This window comes from Streptomyces sp. NPDC090077, from assembly GCF_044747545.1.
Lineage (GTDB): Bacteria > Actinomycetota > Actinomycetes > Streptomycetales > Streptomycetaceae > Streptomyces.
Map to the genome: position 1 here is coordinate 105,696 of NZ_JBIVEG010000019.1, position 20,460 is coordinate 126,155.

The window sequence follows — 20,460 nt, forward strand, 5'->3', positions numbered from 1 at the left end:
CTCCCCGGTGCCGCCCTCCGCGGTGACCCGCGACGACATCGCCGTCGTCGGCATGGCCTGCCGGTTCCCCGGAGCCCGCGACGTCAACCAGTACTGGCGGCTCCTGACGGACCCGCGGCCGCAGTTCTCCCGCGTACCCGACGCGCGCTGGCGCTCCGCCGCCTTCCTCAGCGACGACTTCCGCGACACCTCGGCCGCCTACACGGACACCATGGCCCTGCTGCCGGACGTGGACCGCTTCGACGCCGCGCACTACGGCATACCGCCGCGCCGAGCCAGGGCCATGGACCCCCAGCACCGGCTGCTGATCGACCTGGCCCGGGAGGCGATCCAGGACGCGGGATGGGAGGCCGACGGCTTCGACCGCGAGGAGACCTCGGTCATCACCGCGCTCACCGAGAGCGGCTACCGCCAGCTCAGCACCATGCGGCTGCGGATGCGCCAGCTGGCCGGCGGAGAGTTCGGCGCGCGGGCGGCCGGACCGCACTGGGAGGAGACGGTCCGCGCCGTCGACGGCCTGCACGGCACCTCCGCCGCCGGACTGCTCCTCAACATGGGGCCGAACACCATCAGCTCGGTCTTCGACCTGCACGGCGAGAGCTACGCCCTGGACTCCGCCTGCTCCGGCGGCCTGATGGCCGTCGCCAACGCCGTGTACGCGCTGCGCGCGGGCCGCACCCGCATCGCGCTCGCCGGCGGCGCCCAGATGATCCTCACCCCCGACCTGCTCGTGGGCCTGTGCCGGATCGGCGCCGTCTCGCGCACCGGCCGGTGCCTGCCCTTCGGGGCGAAGGCCGACGGGTTCGTCCTCGGGGAGGGGGCCGGGATCCTGGTCCTGCGGCCGCTGTCCGACGCCCTCGCCGCGGGCGACCGCGTCTACGCGGTGATCCGCGGCGTCGGCACGGCCAACGACGGCACCGTGCAGGGCGGGATGCACCCCCAGGCGGCCGGCCAGCTCCGCGCCCTGCGCCGCGCCTACCGGGACGCGGGCCTGGCACCGGACGCGGTGGGCTACCTGGAGGCGCACGGTACCGGCACCACGGTCGGCGACCCCGTCGAGCTCGCCGTCCTGCGCGAGCTGCGCGGCGAGGGGGCCCGGCCGGCCCACCTCGGCGCGGTGAAGGCGGTGGTCGGCCACTCGCTGAACTCCGCCGGTCTGGCGGGGCTGGTCAAGGCGGTGCTGGCCGTGCACCGGGGGATCGTCCCCCCGCAGCCGGAGTTCGAGCCGGGTGACGGCGCCCTGCTGGACTCGGCGGGGCTGACCGTCCCGACGGCGCCGGTCCGCTGGACGGAGACCGGCGGGCCGCGACGGGCCGGGGTGAGCGCCTTCGGCTTCGGCGGCACCGGCGTGCACATGGTGGTGGAGCAGGCTCCCGCCCCGGCCGCGCCCGCCGCGCCCGGGGCGGGGCCGCACGTGCTGGTGCTCGGCGCCCGCGACCGGGCGGGGCTGGCCCGGCACGCCCGGGAACTGGCCCGGGTCATCGCCGAGGACCGGCCGGAGCCGGCCGCGGTGGCGGACACCCTGGCCCGCCGGGCTCCGCTCGGGGAACGCCTCACCCTGGTGGTGGAGGACGCCGCCGACGCCGTGGCGCGGCTGACGGAGGCCGCCGCCGCGGTGGAGGAGGGGCGTACGGAGGGCCCCGGGGCGGAGCCGCCCGTGGTGCCCGGGCCGCGGGTACCGCCGTGCACGCTGCCGCCGAGCCCGCTCGCCCCGCGCCGGCACTGGGCCGTGGACGAGGCTGCGCGCGAACTCGCCGGCCCGGACGCGCCCGGGGAGGCGCCCGGGGAGGAGCGGCCCGGAGCGGTTCCGGCGGCCGGTTCCGGCGGCGGGTCCGTGGCCGCCGCCGTGCTCGAAGAGGTCGCGCGGGCCGGTGTCTTCCCGCTCGCGGACCTGGACACGGGGATGTCGCTCGTGACCGACCTCGGCTTCGACTCCCTCATGCTCCAGGAGCTGGAGGTCAACATCGGCAAGCGGGTGCCGGGCTTCCGCGTCGAGGGGCTGTTCACCCCCGGCCTCACCATCGGCCGGCTGGTCGCCCTGGCCGCCGGGGAGGGGGCGGCTGCTCCCGCAGTCCCAGCGGAAACGATTCTTCTCGACGTGCCGCCGCAGTGGACCCCCGACTCGGCCCGGGTCGACGCGTTTCCGGAGGTGGCCCGCTTCGAGGAGCGGCTCGACGCCGTCGCGGGCAGCCCCTCGGGGTACCCGTACTTCCGGGTCCACGAGGGCACCATCAGCGACACCACGGTGATCGACGGCCGCCCGTACCTGTCCTTCGGCAGCTACAACTACCTCGGGCTGTCCGGTCATCCGACGGTCAACGCGGCCGTGCACGAGGCCGTGGACCGGTACGGGACCTCGGTGTCGGCGAGCCGGGTGCTTTCCGGCGAACGCGAGCTGACCGTCCGGCTGGAGCGGGCGCTCACCGACTTCCTCGGCGTCGGGGACTGCCTCACGCTGGTCAGCGGCCACGCCACCAACGTCACCGCGATAGGCCACCTCGTCGGCCCCGGCGACCTCGTGCTCCACGACGCGCTCGCCCACGACAGCATCCTCCAGGGCTGCGCCCTGTCGGGAGCCGCCCGTCGCCCCTTCGCCCACAACGACACGGCCGCCCTGGAGCGGATGCTGCGGCTCAACCGGTCCCGGTTCCGGCGGGTGCTGATCGCCGTCGAGGGCGCGTACAGCATGGACGGGGACCTCGTCGACCTGCCCGCGGTGGTCGAGCTGAAGAAGCGCTTCGGCGCCCTGCTGATGGTGGACGAGGCGCACAGCATCGGCACGGTGGGCGAACACGGCCGGGGCGTGGGGGAGTTCTTCGGGGTCGACCGCGCCGACGTGGACCTGTGGATGGGCACCCTGTCCAAGGCCTTCGCCAGCTGTGGCGGATACCTCGGCGGCTCGGCCCGGATGGTGCGCTGGCTGCGGCACACGCTGCCGGGCTTCGTCTACAGCGTGGGCCTGACCCCGGCCAACGCGGCCGCGGCGCTGGCCGCCACGGAGCTGATCGCCGCCCAGCCGGAACGGGTGCGGGCGCTGCGGCGCAACTCCGCGCTCTTCCTGGACCTCGCCGCCGCGGCGGGCCTGTCCACGGGCTCCAGCGGAGGCACTCCGATCGTGCCGTGCATCCTCGGGGACTCCGCGAAGACCCTGCGGGTCGCGCACGGGCTCTTCGAGCGGGGCGTCATCGCCGATCCCATCTTCCACCCCGCGGTGGAGGAGGGGTTGTCGCGGCTGCGGTTCTTCGTCACCAGCGAGCACCGCGGGGAAGACATCAGGCGCGCCGTCGCGCTGCTGGCCGGGGAGGTGGCGTCCGCCGGAGGGTAAGCCGGGAGCCGGGCCCATCTCAGATCAGGGTGCGTTCGATGCGGCTGAGCGTGGCGCTCTTCGCCGGACGGCTTTCCGCGCCCTCTTCGGCGTCGTCGGCGTGCCGGTCGGTGCCGCCCATGCGCTGCGAGAGCAGGTAGGCGATGATCTCCGCCTCCTGTTCCTGCACGTCGTCGTAGGTCGCGCGCAGGAGCATGTCGCGCACGATGTCGGGGTCGAGGTCGGGGAACAGGAGGCGGGCGGCCGCCTCGTCCAGTCCGCCGGCCCCGCGGTGGCAGCAGATGATGTGGCCCAGCTCGTGCAAGATGATGTGCTCCTGATGCGCGCTGGTGGTGTTGGCGTCGTAGAAGATCAGGTCCTCGTCGCGGGCGGCGACCCACATGCCGCAGGGGTGCGACGAGGGCATCTGCATCGGGACCAGGATGATCGGGCGGTCGCGGACCTCACCGAGGTGGCGGCAGAGCTCGGCGACGTCGGGGGCCTCGGGGAGGCCGAGTTCGGCGATGCGCCGGGCTCCGGCCTTCCGCAGCTTCTTCAACTGGCTGCGGCGGTCGTGGTCGGCGGCCCGCTCCTTCCAGACGCCCCTCATTCGGGCTCGTTGGCGTCGGTGACCGGGGGAAGGCCCTGGAGCTGGCGGTACTGGTCCATGATGGCCGTGATCGCCGCGAGGTTCTCCTTCTTCATGCCCGCCGCCCGCATCGCCACGGCGCGGACGCCGGACTGCCGCAGCGCCTCGATGGCGGCGACCTGGCTGAGCACGGACTCGGCGACCTTGTCGTCGAAGAAGTAGGCGACCGAGACGCCGAAGAACCGCGCGAGGGCCGCCAGGAGGTCGGGGGAGGGGTTGGAGCGCTTGCCCGTCCGCAGCTGGGACAGGTACACGCCGCCGACCTTGAGTTCGGGGTTGGCCCGCTTGAGCTCCTCGGCCACCTCGGCGTTCGTCCAGTGCCTGCCCTTGGGGCGGACGGTCTTGAAGAGGTCGTCGAGGCGCGTCGCGAGCAGGGGTCGGTCGTCGCCCCCGGTCTCGGTGTCGGTCATGGTGATCCTTCCTCCCGTCACCTCCTCGGTATAGCCCTTGGCTATACGCCAGTTTCACAGATTAGCGGTCAGTTGACAATTGGGCTGGACTCCGCCAACGTTGGGTCTCGCCGATAGCTGGCAGTTAACTCGACTCACGGGGGTTTGTCGGTTGGCTTGCCGGTGAAAAACGGACTGGCCCGGCCCTCGGGGGATGGGCCGGGCCAGTCCGGGCGGTGTCCGCCCGTCCCGCCCCGTGCGAGACGGGGGGTAACGGGGGAGCCACCCGCCCGGTTTGACGGGGGATGCAAACCGGGCGGGAGCTTCAACTCGCGGTGCCGAGCTTACTGTAGGCAGCCGCTACTTGGGTGAGCCATGCGACCTCCGCCGTGAAGTTGTCCGTGTCGCGGTCGTCGAAATCGCCGGCGTCCTTGCTGTCCTGAGGGACGGTGCCGTTCCGCTTCGCCAGCAGGGCCTGCTTGATCTGCGCGGCTTCCGTGAACGCCTGCCGGGACTCCTCGCTGGCCTCCTTGCCGGGCCCACGGGAACCGGGGGCCGTGCGGTCGATGTAGGGGCGCAGATCCCGCCACCCGTCACGTATCTCCACCACCCGGCGGTGCAGCCGGTAGTCCATTTCCGAGACCGCGGCTCCCGGCGGCTCCAGCGCGATGTCCGGGGAGGACTCGTACAGGTCCCGCCACAGCGGGTACAGCGCCCGGTAGGACCGGTAGCTGCGGGCCCAGTCCAGCGCCCTGGTGGCCGAGGGGCCCCAGGAGGAGTTGGTCAGGCTCAGCGAGAGGATCACGATGCCCGTCGCGCTGAAGACGTTCGACGCGAGCTTCCAGACGCCGATGTCGACCCCGGCCGCAGCCGTCAGGATGTTGACCGTCCGGGCCGAGCAGTACAGGAAGAGGACCACCGCGGCCACGCGCAGCATCCGCAGCGCCTGCCGCAGCGAGGCGTTGTCGGTCATCTCCGCGTAGGGGCCGCACTGGCGGAAGATCGTGACGCACGGCACCGCCTGCGACACGATGAACGCCAGCAGGTACGTCAGCACCAGCGGCTGGCCGCTGCCCGTGTCGAAGTCGGAGGACGGCCGGTTCGTGCCGTCCGCGAGCAGGAACAGCGCGACGAGCCCCACGTTCAGCGCGAAGCCGGTGACGGTCCACCAGCGCGCCCTGCGCAGCGCCTCCTCGTCGGCGTCCGCCCACTTCAACAGGATGATCTGCGAGCTCACGCAGAAGGCCACCGCCGCCAGGTGCATCAGGAGGATGGCGAGGTTGCCGACGCCGAGGACGCTGCCGCCGCCCATGGCGACGGCGCCCATGGTGAAGGTCAGGCACTGGAGCAGGAGGGTGGTGATCAGCGCGCGGTAGGCGCTGTCCCGCCAGCTGCGCCGCGCCTGGCACAACCGGTAGACGAGCGCCGCGTACGACGACAGCGCCGCTATGACGAAGCAGAGGGTTCTGGTGGTGTTCACGTCCTGGATTTTCTGCGGGTGCCGCGTAGGGGAGGGCGGACGGGTCAGGCGGTCTTCTCGGCCGGGGGCACGTCGAGTCCGACGCTCTCGGCCGCCACGGCGATCGCGTAGTCGAAGAAGGCGGACTCGTCGCTGACGCTGTCGTGGGTGCGGCTGAACACCTGGAAGACCAGGAGGCCGATCAGACTGCTCCACAGGACGATGCCGCGCTCGATGATGTCCGAGAACGGCGCCCCGGGCACGCCCCCGAACGCCGCCACGGCCTCCGGCAGCAGCAGGCTGCGGTCGGGTGGCGTCCGCCGGGGCGGGGTCAGTTCACCGGCCTCCAGGGCCGAGCGGATGACCCCGGCCAGCACGGCGGGCGTGCGCGAGGCGGGCGGGACGGTGTCCTGCGGTGCGTGGTAGCCCGGTACGGGGGAGCCGTAGATCAGGGTGAACTCGGCCGGGTTCTCGAACGACCACTGCCGCAGCGCCCGCGCGGCCGCGAGCAGCCGCGCGCCGGCCGGGGCCCCTTCCGCCGCGGCGGCGCCGTCGGCCCGCTCCATCGCGGCGCCGGACGCGTTGTAGGCGTCGACGACCAGGGCGGTCAGCAGGTCGTCCCGGTGCGGGAAGACGGCTTCCACGTCGGTGACGGCGAGGCCGCCCTCGTGCGCCACGGCCTCCGGGGACAGCCCTGCGGCCCCCGTCTTCGCCAGCTGCGCACGTGCGGCGTCCAGGATCAGGGCCGCCGGGCCCGTGCGTTCGGGATTCGAACTCGTTGCGGAAACGTCCATGCCGGAACCGTACCGGCCGCAGGTCGCGGGCCGTGAGCGCGGCCACCGGATCCCGTGGCCGGACGCCCTGATCCGGCCACGGGATCCGGTGGCCACCACCCCCGTGCCACCCCCGTGCCGCTCAGCGACCGTTCGCGGGCGCCGGGCAACGGGGGAGCTCCGGCCGGTCCTTCGTCCGCACGGCCGGCAGCCAGACCCGCACCCCCGGGTCCGCACCCGACGGGCGGACCCGGAACCAGAGCGTGGAGCGCAGGTCCGCCTCGTCGATCACGGCCTCGCCGTTCGCCAGCAGGCAGTCCGCCTCCAGGGGGTCGCCGTGCCACACCCGGTCCGGCGCCACGTTCCCCGCCGCGTACGGCAGCAGCGGGTCCAGGGCCAGGCCCAGACTGCACTGCGGATCCCGGTCCGCCCGGTCCTGGCAGGCCCGTTCGGCGTTGAACACCCGGACCCGGGCCGGACCCGCACCGGAACCGCCCGGCGGGCCCGCGTACCACCAGGCGGCGCCGGCCGCCCCGCACGCCGCGACCGCCAGCGCGGCGGCGGCCCGCGCCCACCGCCGCCGGCGCACCGTCCCCTGCCCGGCGGCGCGCCCCTCCTCCCGGGCCGCGATCCGCGCGAGCAGGCTCTCGGCGGTGTGCCCGGCGCGGGCCTCGTGGGCCGGGGCCAGGCAGTCGGCGGCCAGTGCCCGCCAGAACGGCGGGACGGCGTCGTCCATGCGCAGCGGGGCGCGGCCCGCCGCGTACTCCTGCACGGAGTTGCCGCGCGCCATCGGCGTGGCGCCGGGGAACAGCGGGGTGCCGGACGCGAACACCTCGTGGATGACGAGGCCCAGGGCCCAGATGTCGGCGCTCGGGCGGACCCGTACGCCCTGCTCGCCCAGCGGTGCCCTCCAGCGCTCGGGCGGGAGGTAGTCCGGGGTGCCCATCGGGGGCGCGTAGCCGTGCGTCCCGGTCAGCTCGGTGGCGAGCCCGAAGTCCGAGAGCTTCACCGAACCGTCCCCGCCGATCAGGACGTTCTCCGGCTTGAGGTCGGAGTGCACCCAGCCGCTGCGGTGCAGATGGGCCAGCCCCTCGCAGATCCCGGTGATCAGCCGGCCGCCCTCGGTCTCGTCGACCCCGGCGCCGATCAGGTCCCGCAGGCTGCCCGCCGCCCGTTCCATCACCAGCACGATCGCACCGTCCAGGGACGGGTGCTCCGGTGCGCGCAGCACCGCGGAGTCCAGCAGCCGCACGAGTCGCGGATGCCCGGCCCGGCGCCCCAGCTCGACCTCGCGCCGGGCGGACTCGGCCACGTTCCGGGCCTGGCGCGGGGCGAGCCCCGCCGTCGGCATCACCTTGAGGGCGACCTCGCCGGGCTCCGCGCCCTCCCGGACCGGCCGCCCCGCGTACACCGTCGCCCAGCCGCCGGCCCCGATCGGCTCGGCCACCACCCAGTCGCCCACCCGGTGGCCCGGAGGAAGCAGTTCCGTGTGGTCGCTGCCCCAGGAGGCGCCCACGCTCCGCACCCGTGCCACCTCTACCGGCCCCGCGCGCCCGATCCGGCCCGCGGCGGCAGCAGCTCCAGGTGCTCCTCCCGGACCACACCGAACTTCAGCGCGAGCCCGACGACCGCGTCCCGCTTCCCGTTGCGGCGGTCGCCCCGCCCTGCCCCGGGCGCGCCGGGGGCCTCGATCCGCAGCTTCTCCCCGGCCAGGTAGTCGATGTGCGAGCTGACCGCCCGCGCTGTGAGCCGGCCGCAGCCGGGATGCGTCCGCAGCCGTTCCACCACCTGCGGGGTGGTCGGCACCGACACCGGCGACCGGTCCCGCAGCCAGGGCTCGCAGAGCGCCACCAGCACCAGGAAGTACGTGGCCGTCTCGTCCAGCGAGTACGCCGTGACAGTACGGCTCGCCCCCGAACCGCCCGCACCCGGCGGGTCCAGGTAGACGTGGTCGGGGGCGAACACCTGGAAGGAGACGGTGGTCCCGCGCCGCGTGGGCAGCACCACCCGGGCGAACTCGAACGGGATCGGCGCCCCGGCCCGCCGGGGCGGCACCCGCAGGTACTCCCCGGCGCCCTCCGGGTTCTCCACGAGGTAGCTCTGCGTCGTGCTGAGGTTGGTCAGCTGCCAGTGGTCTTCGGAGACCCGGATCTCCCCCGCCAGCCGGGACACCGCCTCGTCGGCGAGGCGGAGCTCGACCGGCGTCCTGGAGGAACCCCGCCCGAACCGCGCGGCCCCTCCCGGACCGAGCCGCAGCGTCACGGCTCCACCGCCCGGCTCCCCGTCGGCCGCACCACCGCTGCCCGGCGGCACGTGGACGACTATGCCGCTCACCGTTCCCCCTGTACGACGTGTTGACGGGACGTCACCGACAGGGAACGCTACCGGCTGCACGCGGGCCCGCACCGTGCGACATCGGCCAATTACAGGTGGGGGTCTCGGCCGGGGCGGTCAGTCCCGCGCCGCCGGTGCCCTGCGGGCGAAGTGGCGGGCGGTGGGGGTCAGGGCGGCCGCCGCCGGTACGAGGAAGCAGGCGGCGGCACAGACCGTGAGCACCGGCGTGACCCCGAAGGCGGTGATGGCCGGGGCGATCAGGGCCAGGCCGACCGGGGCCAGGCCGTAGGACACGAGGAAGTCCAGCGAGGAGACGCGGGCCAGCTTGTCCGGGGCCACCTCGCGCTGGGTGGCGGTGAACCAGGGCACGTTGAACAGCTCTATGCCGATCCCGGCGAGCGCGTACGCGGCGACGACCACCGCCGGGTGCACGGGCAGGACGAGGCTCAGCGGGGCGAAGCCGTACGCCGCCAGCCCGGCGAAGGCGGCCCAGCCCTGCGACCGCGGCCGCAGCCGGGCGATGAGCAGCGCCCCGGCGAGCGCGCCGACCGTGTAGGCCGTCATGGCCGCGGCCAGCACCCACTCGGTGCCGTAGCGGTCCCGGCTGATCAGGGGCAGGGCGACGCTGGTGGCGGAGTAGCCGAGCGAGATGACGCAGACGAGGGCGGCGAGTCCGGCGAGGAACCAGGGGTGCCGGCGCGCCTCGCGTATCCCCTCCAGGAACTCCGCGCGGAAGCCGGCGCGCGGTGCGGGCGCCGCCGCCGCGGCCGGGGCGGCCGCTCCCGCGGCGGGGACGAGCGCGGCCACCAGCCAGAGCACCCCGATGCCGAGGAGCAGCGTCCGGACGTCGAGGAAGGCGGCGAGGAGCGCGGTCAGGGCGGGCCCGGCGAGCGTGGAGGCGCGTACCGCGAGGGTCATCGCGGCGTTGGCCTGCTGCCTGCGCTCCGGGTCGACGGTCTCGGCGACGAGCGCCTGGAACGCGGGGCGGCAGGCGCCCTGTCCGGCACCGGCGAGGGCGGCGGCGGCCGTCATCAGCACGACGGATCGGCCGAGTCCGGCGGCGAGCAGCGGCGCCGCGGCCCCCGCCGCGAGGGCCGACCAGAGGACGACCGCGCGGCGCGCGTGCCGGTCGGCGAGGACCCCGCCGACGGCGACGGCGGCGAGGAAACCGACGGTGCGCGCGGCGAGGACCAGGCCGAGGCCCGCGGCGCCGAGGTCGCGGTGGAGCACGGCGAGCCCGAGGACGAAGGGCAGGGCCCAGGTCGCGAGGCCGGAGGCGGTGGTGCCCGCCCACAGGCGCAGGAACGCGGGGTCGCGCAGGATCGAACGCGGGGGAGGGGACGGTGACTTGGCGGTGGTCGGTACGGGTGTGGTGGCCACGGGGCGGGTGCTCCTGGGAGGCGGGGAGGCGGCTCGACGAACCGCCCCCGAGGTGGTTAATGAAAATGATTGCCATTACAGTACCCTTCCATCGCGGCACTTCTGCCCGGTGCACGACAACGCCCGCCCCCGCCTCCCGGACCCGGAGACCCCATGCGCCACCCCGCCCGCCCCGCCACCGCCCTCGCCCTCGCGGCCCTCGCCCTCGCCACCGCCGGATGCTCCACGTCCGGCGGCGGCTCCTCCGGGGCGGCGGCCCCCGGCCCCGCCGCCCCGGCCTCCGTCACCAGCTGCGGCAGCCCGCTGGCCTTCGCCGCACCGCCCGAGCGGGCCGTCGCCCTGGACCAGGCCTCCACCGAGACCCTCCTCGAACTCGGCCTCCAGGACCGGATGGCCGGGACCGCCAACCTCAAGACGAAGATCCCCCCGCAGTACGAGGCCGCGTATGCCAAGATCCCGGTCATCGCCCCCAAGATCGCCACCGGCGAGCAACTGCGCGCCGCCACGCCCGACTTCGTCGTCGCCGGCTCCACCGACCTGTTCACCGCCGACCGCGCCGGAACCCGCGAGGAACTGGCCGCCCTCAAGGTCCCCGCCTTCGTCAGCGCGGTGGACTGCCCCGACCGGAACCCGGCCGGGAAGTCCCCCTTCGAACTGCTCTTCTCCGACTACGAGAACCTCGGCCGGGTCTTCGGCGTCGAGGAGCGCGCGGGCAGGCTGGCCGCCGCCCAGCGGGACGCCGTCGCCCGGGCGGCGGAGACCGGTGCCGAGGTCCCCCGGGGCGCGGACCGGCCCACCGTCGTCTACCTCTACTCCGTTTTCAACGGCATGCCGTACGTGGCCGGGAAGAGCGGTCTGCCCAGCGAGATGAGCCGGATCGTCGGCGCGCGGAACGCCTTCGACGACGTCGACGGGGACTGGCCCGAGGTCTCCTGGGAGGAAGTGGCCAAGCGCGACCCGGACTTCATCGTGATCGGCGACCTCTCCGAGCGCGGGCGCCCCGGCGACAGCGCCGCCGAGAAGCGCGCCGTGATGGCCCAGCACCCGGTGGTGTCCCGGCTGGACGCGGTCCGGGACGGCCGGATCATCGAGGTGCCGGGCATCGAACTCGACCCCTCCGTACGGTCGGTGCACGCCCTGGGGCTGCTGGCCGCCGGGATGAAGGACCTCGGGCATGCCCGCTGATCCCGGCAGCCGCGGCCGCCCCGCGGACCTGCTGCGCCCGGCCGGCTCCCGGCCCGCGGCCGACCCGCTGCTCCCGGCGGCCCGGGAGCGCGCGGCGGACCCCCTGCTGCCGGATGCCTCCGGCGGGGATCCGGGGTCCGGCGCGGGCTCCGGCTCCGGTGCGGGCCACGGTGCAGGGGCGGGCTCCGGCTCCGGTGCGGGCCACGGTGCGGGCGCGGGCTCCGGCTCCCGAGCGGGGAGCGGTGCAGGGGTGGCCCACGGCTCCGGCCCCGGCCGGTTCCGTGCGGCCGCCGCCGGTGCCCCGCCGCGCCGCACCCTGCGTACCCTCCGCGGCCTGGTCGCCGCCGCCGTCCTGGCCGGCTCCCTGGCGGCGGCCGTGCGCACCGGCACCGCCGACGTCGGCTGGAGCGGCCTCGCCCGCGTGTTCGGGGCCCGGCTCGGCCTGGCCGTGGAGCCGCTGCCCCCGCTGCTGGACTCCCTCGTCTGGGACCTGCGGCTGCCGCGCGTGCTGATGGCCGCCCTCGTGGGCGCCTCCCTCGCCGTCTGCGGCGCGGTCCTCCAGGCCGTCACCCGCAACGCCCTGGCCGACCCCTACCTGCTGGGCGTCTCCTCGGGCGCCTCGGCCGGAGCCGTCGCCGTCGTCGTGCTAGGGGTGGGCGCGGGCGCGCTCGGCGTCACCGGCGGAGCGCTCGCCGGGGCCCTGCTCGCCTTCGGCGCGCTCCTGCTGCTGCTCCGGCGCACCGGGCTGGACTCGGTCCGCATCGTGCTCACCGGTGTGGTCGTCGGCCAGCTCTTCACCGCGCTGACCTCGCTCGTCCTGATGGCCTCGGCGGACGCGGACACCACGCGGGCCGTCACCCACTGGCTGCTCGGCTCGATGGCTCCGGCCCGCTGGGACACCGTCGCGGTCTGCGCGGCCGTCACCCCGCTGGGCCTGGCGGCCGCCTGGCTCTGCTCCAACGCCCTCGACGGGCTCGCCTTCGGCGGCGACACCGCCGCCTCCCTCGGCATCGGCGTGCGCCGCACCCGGCTGCTGCTGCTCGTGGTCACCGCCGCGCTGACCGCCGTGGCCGTGGCCACCGTCGGGGCCATCGGCTTCGTCGGCCTGATCGTCCCCCACGGCGTACGGTTCCTCGTCGGCCCCCGGCACCGGGTCCTGCTGCCGTACGCGGCCCTGGCGGGCGCGGTGTTCCTGGTGTGGACGGACGCCCTGGCCCGGATCGCCTTCGCGCCCCGCGAGGTGCCCGTCGGCGTGATCACCGCCCTGCTCGGCGTACCGCTCTTCCTGCTCGTCCTGCGGCGGAGGGGGGAACTGTGAGGATCAGCGCCGAAGGGCTGAGCTGGTCGGTGGCGGGCACGCCCGTCGTACGCGGCGTCAGCCTGGACGTCGCCCCCGGCGAGACGGTCGGCCTGCTGGGCCCCAACGGCTCCGGCAAGTCCTCGCTGCTGCGCTGCCTGGCCGGGCTGCGCACCCCCGACGCCGGAACCGTCCGCTACGACGGCGAGAGCGTCCGGGACTGGAGCGCGCGCCGGACCGCCCGGCACGTCGCCTTCGTCGGGCAGGACGCGGCCGCCGACAGCGATCTGACGGTCGCGGACGTCGTCGGCCTCGGCCGGACCCCGTTCCGCGACCGCTGGCGCGGACCCGACGCCCGTGACCGGGAGGTGGTCGCCGCCGCGCTGGAACGCGTCGGGCTCACCCGCCTCGCCGGGCGCTCCTGGCGGGCCCTGTCGGGCGGCGAGCGGCAACGCGCCCACATCGCCCGTGCGCTGGCCCAACAGCCCTACGGGCTCCTCCTGGACGAACCCACCAACCACCTCGACGTCCGCCACCAGCTGGAGCTGATGGAACTGCTCACCGGCACCGGCCGGACCGTCCTGGTCGCCCTGCACGACCTCTCGCTCGCCGCCCGGTACTGCGACCGGCTGCTGCTCCTGCACCACGGCCGCCTGACCGCCTCGGGCACCCCCGCCGCCGTGCTGACCCGCGAGCGGCTCGCCGAGGTCTTCGAGGTGGACGCCGAACTCACCACCGACGCCCTCGGCCACCCCGCCGTCGGCTACCGGGGACCCCTCCCCGCGACCGCCCGACCCGCCCCCTGAAAGGACATCCGTGCACAGCACCACCGACACCGCCCACGACGTCGACTCCCTCGTCGAGGCCGTCCTCGCCGGAGCCCACGGCCCGCTCCCGTCCGGACTCACGGCCACCAGCGTCTTCTGGATCCACCACGGCACCCGGCTGGCCGGCGGCGACACCACCTACCTCAACCAGTACGTCCTGGTCCGCCTCGGCGCCGCCTTCGGCGGCTGCGCCTTCGAGGCCGGGCAGATCGACCCCGCAGTCTGCCGCGACCACTCCGGCGCCCCGCTCGACGTCCTGCTGCGCGAGGCCCCCCGGCCGCTGCGGATCGCCGCGCTCGACGCCTACCTCGGCGCGGTGCGCCCGCACGCCGAGGCCGCCGCCGCGGGCGCGGCCGAACCCGTCGCCCTGCCCGCCGGCACCCCGGAACTCCGCGCAGGGGCCAGGGACGCGGCCATCGCGGGCCTCCTCGACATCGAGGAGGGCGCCACGGTCGGCCTCATCGGGGTGGTCAACCCGCTGGTCGCGGCGATCCGCAAGCGCGGGGGCGAGCCGCTGCCCTGCGACTTCAACCTGAGGACCACCCAGTGGGGCGACCGGGTCACCGACGACATGCACGAGGTGCTGGAGCGCGCCGACGCCGTCGTGGCCACCGGAATGACCCTGGGCAACGGCTCGTTCGACACCATCCTGGAGCGCTGCCGCTCCCGGGGCGTCCCGCTGGTCGTCTACGCGCAGAGCGGCAGCGCGGTGGCCCGGGCCTTCCTCGGCTCCGGGGTGACCGCCCTGTCCGCAGAACCGTTTCCCTTCTCCCAGTTCAGCGCCGGGGAGACGATCCTGTACCGCTACCGGACGGCGGACCGCGCGTGATCCCCGCCGCCCGCACCGCCCCCGGTGTGCTGCGCGCGGGCACCGGGCGCGCCCCCTGCCACCACGGGGAGATCCTCCAGGGCATCTTCCTCGACGGCGCCGGGCGCCGCTGCGCCGGCCTGGTCACCCTCCCCATGGCCGGCCCCGGCAGCCGCGCCCGCTTCCACCCGCGCCCCGGCACCGCCCCGCAGGACCTCACCGTCGTGCCCGCCGGCCGGACCAAGGCCGCGCGGGCCGCCGCCCTCGCGGTCGCGGAGTGCGCCGGGCGCTCCGGCCGGCCCGCCTGTGGCGGTGAGCTGCGGCTCACCGGCGGCATCCCGGTGGGCCTGGGCATGGGCAGTTCCACCAGCGACGTGATCGCCGCCGTGCGCGCGGTCGCCGACGGGTACGGGATGCGGCTGCCGCCGGAGACGGTCGCCCGGCTGGCCGTACGCGCGGAACGGGCCAGCGACCCGCTGATGCTGGACGGCCGGCCGGTGCTCTTCGCCCAGCGCGAGGGCCGCGTCCTGGAGGTCCTCGGCCCGGCCCTCCCGCCGCTGGTCGTGGTGGGCTGCGCCCTCGGCGGCGGCGCGCCCGTGGACACCCTGTCCCTGTCCGTGCGCCCGCCCGCCGAGGCCGGCGCGGACGAGGTGCGGGCCTTCGAGCGGCTGCGCGCGCTGCTGCGCCGGGCGGTGGCCACGGGCGACGTCCGGCTGCTCGGCGAGGTCGCCACCGCCAGCGCCCGGACCGGCCAGCGCGTGCTGGCCCACCCGGAGTTCGAGGACCTCACCGCCGTCGCCCGGCGGGTCGGGGCGGCGGGCGTGCAGATCGCGCACAGCGGGGCCGTGGCGGGCCTGCTGTTCGACCCGGCCGCACCCGGTCTGCGCCACCGCGTGCGCTCCTGCCTGCGCGCCCTGGAAGCCCACGGCATCCCCGCCACCCGGACCTTCACCACCACCGAGGAGATCCCCCATGGACCAGCACATCGCGGAGGCGGTCGGCCGCCCGGACCTGGTACGGCTCGACGAGCGGCTCGTCTGCCTGCGCTTTGAGACGATGAAGGCGGTCTCGGCCCTCGCGGCGGTGCGCCACCTGCTGGACACCGGCGCCGTACGGCGCGGCGACACCCTGCTGGACAGCTCCAGCGGGATCTACGCCTACGCCCTCGCCCTGGCCTGCCACCGGTACGGCATGCGCTGCCACATCGTCGGCTCGACGACCGTGGACCGCACCCTCGGCGTCCAGCTCGCGGTGCTCGGCGCGACGCTGGAGCGGATGGAGCCGTGCAGCGACCTCAAGCTCGACCAGAAGCGGCGGGTCGCCAGGATCCACGAGATCCTGGCCGAACACCCCGAGTACCACTGGATGCGGCAGTACCACGACGACGTCCACTACCTCGGCTACCGGGCCGTCGCCGACCGGATCCGCGAAGAGGTCGGCGACGGCCCGCTGACCCTCGTCGGCGGGGTCGGATCGGGGGCCTCCACCGGCGCCCTCGCCGCCCGCCTGCGCGCGGGAGCGGGAGCGGGCGGCGGCGCGGACGTGGAGCTGGTCGGCGTACAGCCGTACGGGAGCGTCACCTTCGGCGCGGAGCACGTCGGCGACCCCGAGATCATCATCGCGGGCATCGGCAGCTCCATCCCCTTCGGGAACGTGGCGCACGAGCTGTACGACACCCTGCACTGGATCTCCTTCGACGCGGCCCTCGCCGGCGGCGTCGACCTGCTGCGCCGGCACGCGGTCTTCGCGGGGCTGTCCACCGGCGCGGGCTACCTGGCGGCCCGCCACGAACGCGGGCGCGCCCCGGACCGGACCGTCGTCTTCGTCGCCGCCGACACCGGCCACCGCTACGTCGACTCCGTCTACGCCCGCCACCGCGAGGCCGCCCGCGTCGGTGACCTCGCACCGCGCGAGGTCACCGGCACGGACGAGCTGTCCCTGCCGTGGTCCCGCATGCGCTGGAACCGCCGGCCGGACCCCCGGGGGTCACGGGGAGGGCAGGCCTGATCAGGCGCGCTCCGCGGCCCCGGCCCGCTTGTAGGTGCGCATCAACAGGGCGGTCTCCACGCGGGCGGCCGCGCCCAGCCGGGCGAAGACGCGGGAGGTGAAGGCGTGCAGGTCCGCGAGGTCGCGGTGGCTGGAGTAGCCGAGGAGCCCGGCGTCCCCGGTGGTGACGACCAGGTGGCGCACCGCGGGCTCGCCCGCGAGCACCCGCACCGCCGCACCCAGCCGGCGGTGCGACACCGCGATCCGGAACCGGGCCTCCACCGGATAGCCGAGCACCGCCGGATCCGCCAGCAGCCGCAGGTGCAGGATGTGCGAGGTCATCAGGCGGGCCAGGCGGCGCCGGGCGGTGGTCTCGCCGACCTGGAGCTCGCGGGCGAGACGGGTCGTCGACATGCGGGCGTCCCGGCCCAGCAGCTCCACCAGCCGCCGGTCCAGACCGTCCACGGCGAGCGGCGCGGGCAGCTCCAGCCCCGCCATGGCCAGCCGGCGCACCTCGGTCGGCTCCTCGTCGTACGGGGCCCAGTCCCCGGCGGTCAGCAGCAGCCGCAGCACCACGCTGGAGTGCACGTCCACCACCCCGTCCAGCCGCCCGATCACCGAGTCCACCAGGGTCAGCAGCGCGTCCTGGCCGGGCGCGTTCAGCTCGGCGAACACCTCCAGGCCGCCCGTCGCCACCTCCACGGACCGGGTCTCGGGCCGCCGGGCGAGGGTCAGCGCCGTCTCGTGGACCCGCCCGGGAGCACACCGCACGGCCAGCTCCGCGGTGATCCCCTCGCCCTGGTACTCGGGGACGAGCGCGGCGGTGAAGCGGACGTACCCGGTCGAGGTCATCCGCTCCAGGCGGCGGGCGACGGTCCGCTCGTGCACCCCGACCGCCTCGGCCACGTCGGCGAAGGCGGCGCGCGGGTCCCGGTGCAGGATCCGCAGCACCGCGTGGTCGACGGCGTCGAGGTCGGGCGGGGCGGCGGTGGTGTCCATGGTTCCCTCCAGACCTGTCGGCCCCGGCGGCCCGCCGTGCCGGGCTCCGCCGTACCGGCCGCGAGCCGCCCGGCGGCACCCGGCGGCCCCCGCCGAACCGGCGCGACCGGCCGGCCGCGGGGTGCGGCGGGTCAGGTTACGGCAGCCCGAAGGGTCCCGCGGCCGGTGCCCGAGCCCCGCCCGCAGGGCCCCCGAGATGCCGGAATCCGCCGTCGCCCGCGGGGTCCGTGCCCCGTTCACCCGATTATGCGCCCCACTCTTGCCCGGGCGCCGACCCGCACCGGACATTGTGGTGCGGCTGCCGCCCCCGCAGGCGGCCCGCCCCCTCCCCGCCCCGGCCGCACGGCCGCATCCCGGACAGGTGATACGTATGACGGACACGGACGCCAGACCCGCGCACGCCCCGGCCGGACGCCCTCCCGGCCTCCGCGCCACCCCCGCCGGCGCCGTCATCGCCTCCGTGGTGCTCGTGGAGCTCTCCAGCGGCATCACCCAGGGCTTCCTCTCGCCCCTGCTGCGCGGCCTCACCGACACCCTCGGCGTCACCGCGGCGGACCTCAACTGGATCAGCGTCGCGAACCTGCTGGCCAGCGTCGCCTTCACCCCGGTCCTCTCCCGGCTCGGCGACCTCCACGGCCACCGCCGCGTGCTGCGCTGGAACCTGCTGATCGTGCTGCTCGGCTCCGTGCTCGTCGGCCTCAGCCGCGACTTCACCACCCTCCTCGCGGGGCAGATCCTCCAGGGCGCCTTCGCCGGCTTCTTCCCGCTGCTCGTCGGCATCCTGCGCAACCGCAACCGCAGCCGGGGCGGCGGCGACGAGGAGAGCCGGCGCGGCATCAGCGTCATGGTCGCCGCGCTCGTCGCCGGCCTCGCGCTGGGTCTCGTCGCCAGCGGCTTCGTCGCCGGAGCCGTCGACAGCCCCACGGCGGCCCTGTGGGTCCCCGCCGTCGCCACCACCGTGGCCCTCGCCGCCACCTGGCCGCTGCTGCCCGAATCGGAGCACCGGCCCGGCGGCCGGGTCGACTGGGCGGGCGGCGTCCTGCTCTGCGCCGGCCTGACCGCCGTCATGCTGGGCCTCGGCCTCGGCGGCGCCCCCGGCTGGGAGTGGACCTCCGCCCGCACCCTGGCCTGCCTCGTCGGCGGCGCGCTCGTCACCGCGCTGTGGGTTCGGGTGGAACTGCGCACGGCCGACCCGATGATCGACGTACGGATGTTCCGCCGCCGGGGCGTGGTCACCGTCTCGCTGGTCACGCTGACCTTCACCTTCTGCATGATCGGGCTGATGGTCGCCAACGCCGTCTTCATGGGGACCGACCCGGCCGCGCACGGCTACGGGCTGGGCCTGGACCCCTTCGGGACCGCCCTGGCCACCCTGCCCAACCTGCTGGCCCTCACCCTCGGGGCGCTCATCGCGCCCACCGTGGCCGCCGCGATCACCGACCGGCTCACCCTGGCCGCCGGCTCGCTGCTGATGGCCGTCGGCTACCTGCTGTCGCTGTCCTTCCACACCGACCTGGTCCTCTTCCTCGCCGGCACCGCCGTCGCGGGCCTCGGCACGGGCTTCCTCCAGCACTCCACCCGCACGCTCGCCGTGGAATGCGTACCGCGCGACCGCACCTCGGTGGGCTCCGGCATCAACGAACTCCTCATCAACGTGGGCGGGTCCATCGGCGCCGCCGCCGTGCTGACGGTGTTCGCGGCCCACACCCGGCCCGGCAGCCTGCTCCCCGAGGCGAGCGCCTACACCGTCTCCTGGACCGTCTGCGCCCTGGTCTCGCTGGCCGGCGCCGCCCTCGCCCTGCTCTACCGCACGCCGCCGCGGGAGGACCGATGAAGACCACCGACCTGCTGCGCGGACGCACCCGCGCCTTCCTGACCACCCGCCAGGACGCCGTCCTCGGCCTCAGCCACGCGCTGCACGCCGACCCCGAACTCGCCTACGAGGAGCACCGCGCCGCCCGCCGCATCACCGACCTGGTGGAGCGGGCCGGCTTCGACGTGACCCGCGGCGCGTACGGCCTGCCCACCGCCTTCAGCGCCACCGCCGGCAGCGGCGAGCTCGTGATCGGGATCTGCGCCGAGTACGACGCACTCCCCGGCATCGGCCACGCCTGCGGCCACAACGTCAACGGCGCCGCCTCCGTGGCGGCCGCCCTCGCCCTGGCCCCGCTCGCCGACGAGCTGGGCATCACCGTCAAACTCCTCGGCACCCCCGCCGAGGAGTCCGGCGGCGGCAAGGTCGACATGCTGCGCGAGGGCGCCTTCGACGACGTGGCCGCCGCGATGATGGTGCACGCGGCCCCCTCCGACTCCGTGGGCATGAGCTCGCTCGCCATCAGCAGCTGGCAGGTCGGCTACACCGGGCGCGCCGCGCACGCCGCCGCGATGCCCGAACGCGGCGTGAACGCCGCCGACGCCATGATGATCGCCCAGGTCGCCATCGCCGCGTACCGGCAGCAGATGCGGCCGGGGGCCGTGGTGTCGGGGGTGGTCACCCGGGGCGGTGACGCCGCGAACGTCATCCCCGACAGCACCGCCGCCGAGTACGACTGCCGGGCGGTCACCAGCGAGGAGCTCGCCGAGCTCCAGGCCCGCGTCCGGGCCTGCTTCGAGGCCGGGGCCCTGGCCACCGGTGCCGAGCTCGCCCTGGAGACCGTCGGGAACGACTACGCCGACCTGCGCCAGGACTTCGCCATGGGCCGGAGCTACCTCAGCGCCGCCCGGGAGCTCGGCCGCCGCGTCCAGGACCTGGACCCGACCCTGCGGGGCGGCTCGACGGACATGGGCAACGTCTCCCACCTCGTGCCCACCATCCACCCCATGATCGGCTACGACTGCGGGGACGCGATCATGCACAACCCGGAGTTCACCCGGTACGGGACCTCCGCCCAGGCCGACCGGGCCGTGCTCGACGGGGGCCTGCTCATGGCCTGGACGGCCATCGACCTGGCGACCGCGCCGGAGCACCGGCGCTCCCTGCTCGCCCGCCTGGCCGCCCGCCGGGACGCCCCCGCGGCCGTCCGGTGACCTCGTACCGCACCCGCTGAGCCGTCCGACCCGCTGAACCCCT

General features: G+C 75.3%; 17 protein-coding genes. 9 read left to right on the top strand and 8 right to left on the bottom strand.

Annotation, left to right across the window (positions count from 1 at the left end):
- Positions 1 to 52 precede the first annotated feature (52 nt).
- On the top strand, positions 53 to 3,325 hold the full coding sequence (locus ACIPW5_RS27325) for an aminotransferase class I/II-fold pyridoxal phosphate-dependent enzyme (RefSeq protein ID WP_401250170.1): 3,273 nt from the start codon (positions 53 to 55) through the stop codon (positions 3,323 to 3,325).
- A gap of 19 nt (positions 3,326 to 3,344) precedes the next feature.
- Here the strand turns inward: ACIPW5_RS27325 and ACIPW5_RS27330 are convergent, their stop codons facing one another.
- The 7 genes from ACIPW5_RS27330 to ACIPW5_RS27360 all read right to left on the bottom strand — a co-directional run bounded on the left by ACIPW5_RS27330 (position 3,345) and on the right by ACIPW5_RS27360 (position 10,288).
- Positions 3,345 to 3,914: a toxin gene (locus tag ACIPW5_RS27330; RefSeq protein ID WP_401250073.1), complete on the bottom strand. Its 570-nt coding sequence runs from the start codon at positions 3,912 to 3,914 to the stop codon at positions 3,345 to 3,347.
- Entirely contained in the window at positions 3,911 to 4,363 is a 453-nt protein-coding gene (locus tag ACIPW5_RS27335) for a helix-turn-helix domain-containing protein (RefSeq protein WP_401250075.1), read from the bottom strand. Before ACIPW5_RS27335 ends, ACIPW5_RS27330 begins: the two co-directional genes overlap by 4 nt.
- 304 nt (positions 4,364 to 4,667) lie before the next feature.
- Complete coding sequence (locus ACIPW5_RS27340) at positions 4,668 to 5,822, bottom strand: MAB_1171c family putative transporter (protein ID WP_401250078.1); 1,155 nt, start codon at positions 5,820 to 5,822, stop codon at positions 4,668 to 4,670.
- Between the two features lie 44 nt (positions 5,823 to 5,866).
- Positions 5,867 to 6,595 (bottom strand): TetR-like C-terminal domain-containing protein, encoded by a 729-nt coding sequence (locus ACIPW5_RS27345; protein WP_401250081.1) that lies wholly within the window; start codon positions 6,593 to 6,595, stop codon positions 5,867 to 5,869.
- A gap of 121 nt (positions 6,596 to 6,716) precedes the next feature.
- A complete protein-coding gene (locus tag ACIPW5_RS27350; RefSeq protein WP_401250084.1) occupies positions 6,717 to 8,108 on the bottom strand; it encodes a serine/threonine-protein kinase in 1,392 nt (463 codons plus the stop codon).
- A 2-nt stretch (positions 8,109 to 8,110) separates the two neighbouring features.
- Positions 8,111 to 8,908 carry a serine/threonine protein kinase gene (locus ACIPW5_RS27355; RefSeq protein ID WP_401250087.1) on the bottom strand — a complete coding sequence of 266 codons (798 nt, stop codon included), beginning with the start codon at positions 8,906 to 8,908 and terminating at the stop codon, positions 8,111 to 8,113.
- 117 nt (positions 8,909 to 9,025) lie between these two features.
- The gene (locus tag ACIPW5_RS27360) at positions 9,026 to 10,288 is read right to left on the bottom strand and encodes an MFS transporter (RefSeq protein ID WP_401250090.1); all 1,263 of its coding nucleotides are present in this window, start codon (positions 10,286 to 10,288) and stop codon (positions 9,026 to 9,028) included.
- 153 nt (positions 10,289 to 10,441) lie between these two features.
- Between ACIPW5_RS27360 and ACIPW5_RS27365 the strand changes: the two genes are divergently transcribed.
- The 6 genes from ACIPW5_RS27365 to ACIPW5_RS27390 are packed head-to-tail and all read left to right on the top strand — an operon-like array spanning position 10,442 to position 16,412.
- Positions 10,442 to 11,473 (top strand): ABC transporter substrate-binding protein, encoded by a 1,032-nt coding sequence (locus ACIPW5_RS27365; RefSeq protein ID WP_401250093.1) that lies wholly within the window; start codon positions 10,442 to 10,444, stop codon positions 11,471 to 11,473.
- Entirely contained in the window at positions 11,463 to 12,791 is a 1,329-nt protein-coding gene (locus tag ACIPW5_RS27370) for a FecCD family ABC transporter permease (protein ID WP_401250095.1), read from the top strand. The genes ACIPW5_RS27365 and ACIPW5_RS27370 overlap by 11 nt, the downstream gene beginning before the upstream one ends.
- Positions 12,788 to 13,576 (top strand): ABC transporter ATP-binding protein, encoded by a 789-nt coding sequence (locus ACIPW5_RS27375; protein ID WP_401250098.1) that lies wholly within the window; start codon positions 12,788 to 12,790, stop codon positions 13,574 to 13,576. Before ACIPW5_RS27370 ends, ACIPW5_RS27375 begins: the two co-directional genes overlap by 4 nt.
- Before the next feature lie 10 nt (positions 13,577 to 13,586).
- Positions 13,587 to 14,426: a Rossmann-like domain-containing protein gene (locus tag ACIPW5_RS27380; RefSeq protein ID WP_401250101.1), complete on the top strand. Its 840-nt coding sequence runs from the start codon at positions 13,587 to 13,589 to the stop codon at positions 14,424 to 14,426.
- Positions 14,423 to 15,457 (top strand): GHMP kinase, encoded by a 1,035-nt coding sequence (locus ACIPW5_RS27385; RefSeq protein WP_401250103.1) that lies wholly within the window; start codon positions 14,423 to 14,425, stop codon positions 15,455 to 15,457. Before ACIPW5_RS27380 ends, ACIPW5_RS27385 begins: the two co-directional genes overlap by 4 nt.
- Positions 15,378 to 16,412 (top strand): pyridoxal-phosphate dependent enzyme, encoded by a 1,035-nt coding sequence (locus tag ACIPW5_RS27390; protein WP_401250106.1) that lies wholly within the window; start codon positions 15,378 to 15,380, stop codon positions 16,410 to 16,412. The genes ACIPW5_RS27385 and ACIPW5_RS27390 overlap by 80 nt, the downstream gene beginning before the upstream one ends.
- On the opposite strand, the gene ACIPW5_RS27395 is transcribed toward ACIPW5_RS27390, so the two are convergent.
- Positions 16,413 to 17,390: an Lrp/AsnC family transcriptional regulator gene (locus ACIPW5_RS27395; protein ID WP_401250108.1), complete on the bottom strand. Its 978-nt coding sequence runs from the start codon at positions 17,388 to 17,390 to the stop codon at positions 16,413 to 16,415.
- A 370-nt stretch (positions 17,391 to 17,760) separates the two neighbouring features.
- Here ACIPW5_RS27395 and ACIPW5_RS27400 point away from each other — a divergent pair, with 370 nt between their 5' ends.
- Both ACIPW5_RS27400 and ACIPW5_RS27405 read left to right on the top strand, forming a co-directional pair.
- Positions 17,761 to 19,224, top strand: coding sequence for an MFS transporter (locus tag ACIPW5_RS27400; RefSeq protein WP_401250111.1), 1,464 nt, complete (start codon positions 17,761 to 17,763; stop codon positions 19,222 to 19,224).
- Positions 19,221 to 20,417, top strand: a complete 1,197-nt coding sequence (locus ACIPW5_RS27405) for a M20 family metallopeptidase (RefSeq protein WP_401250114.1) — start codon at positions 19,221 to 19,223, stop codon at positions 20,415 to 20,417. The genes ACIPW5_RS27400 and ACIPW5_RS27405 overlap by 4 nt, the downstream gene beginning before the upstream one ends.
- Positions 20,418 to 20,460 lie beyond the last annotated feature (43 nt).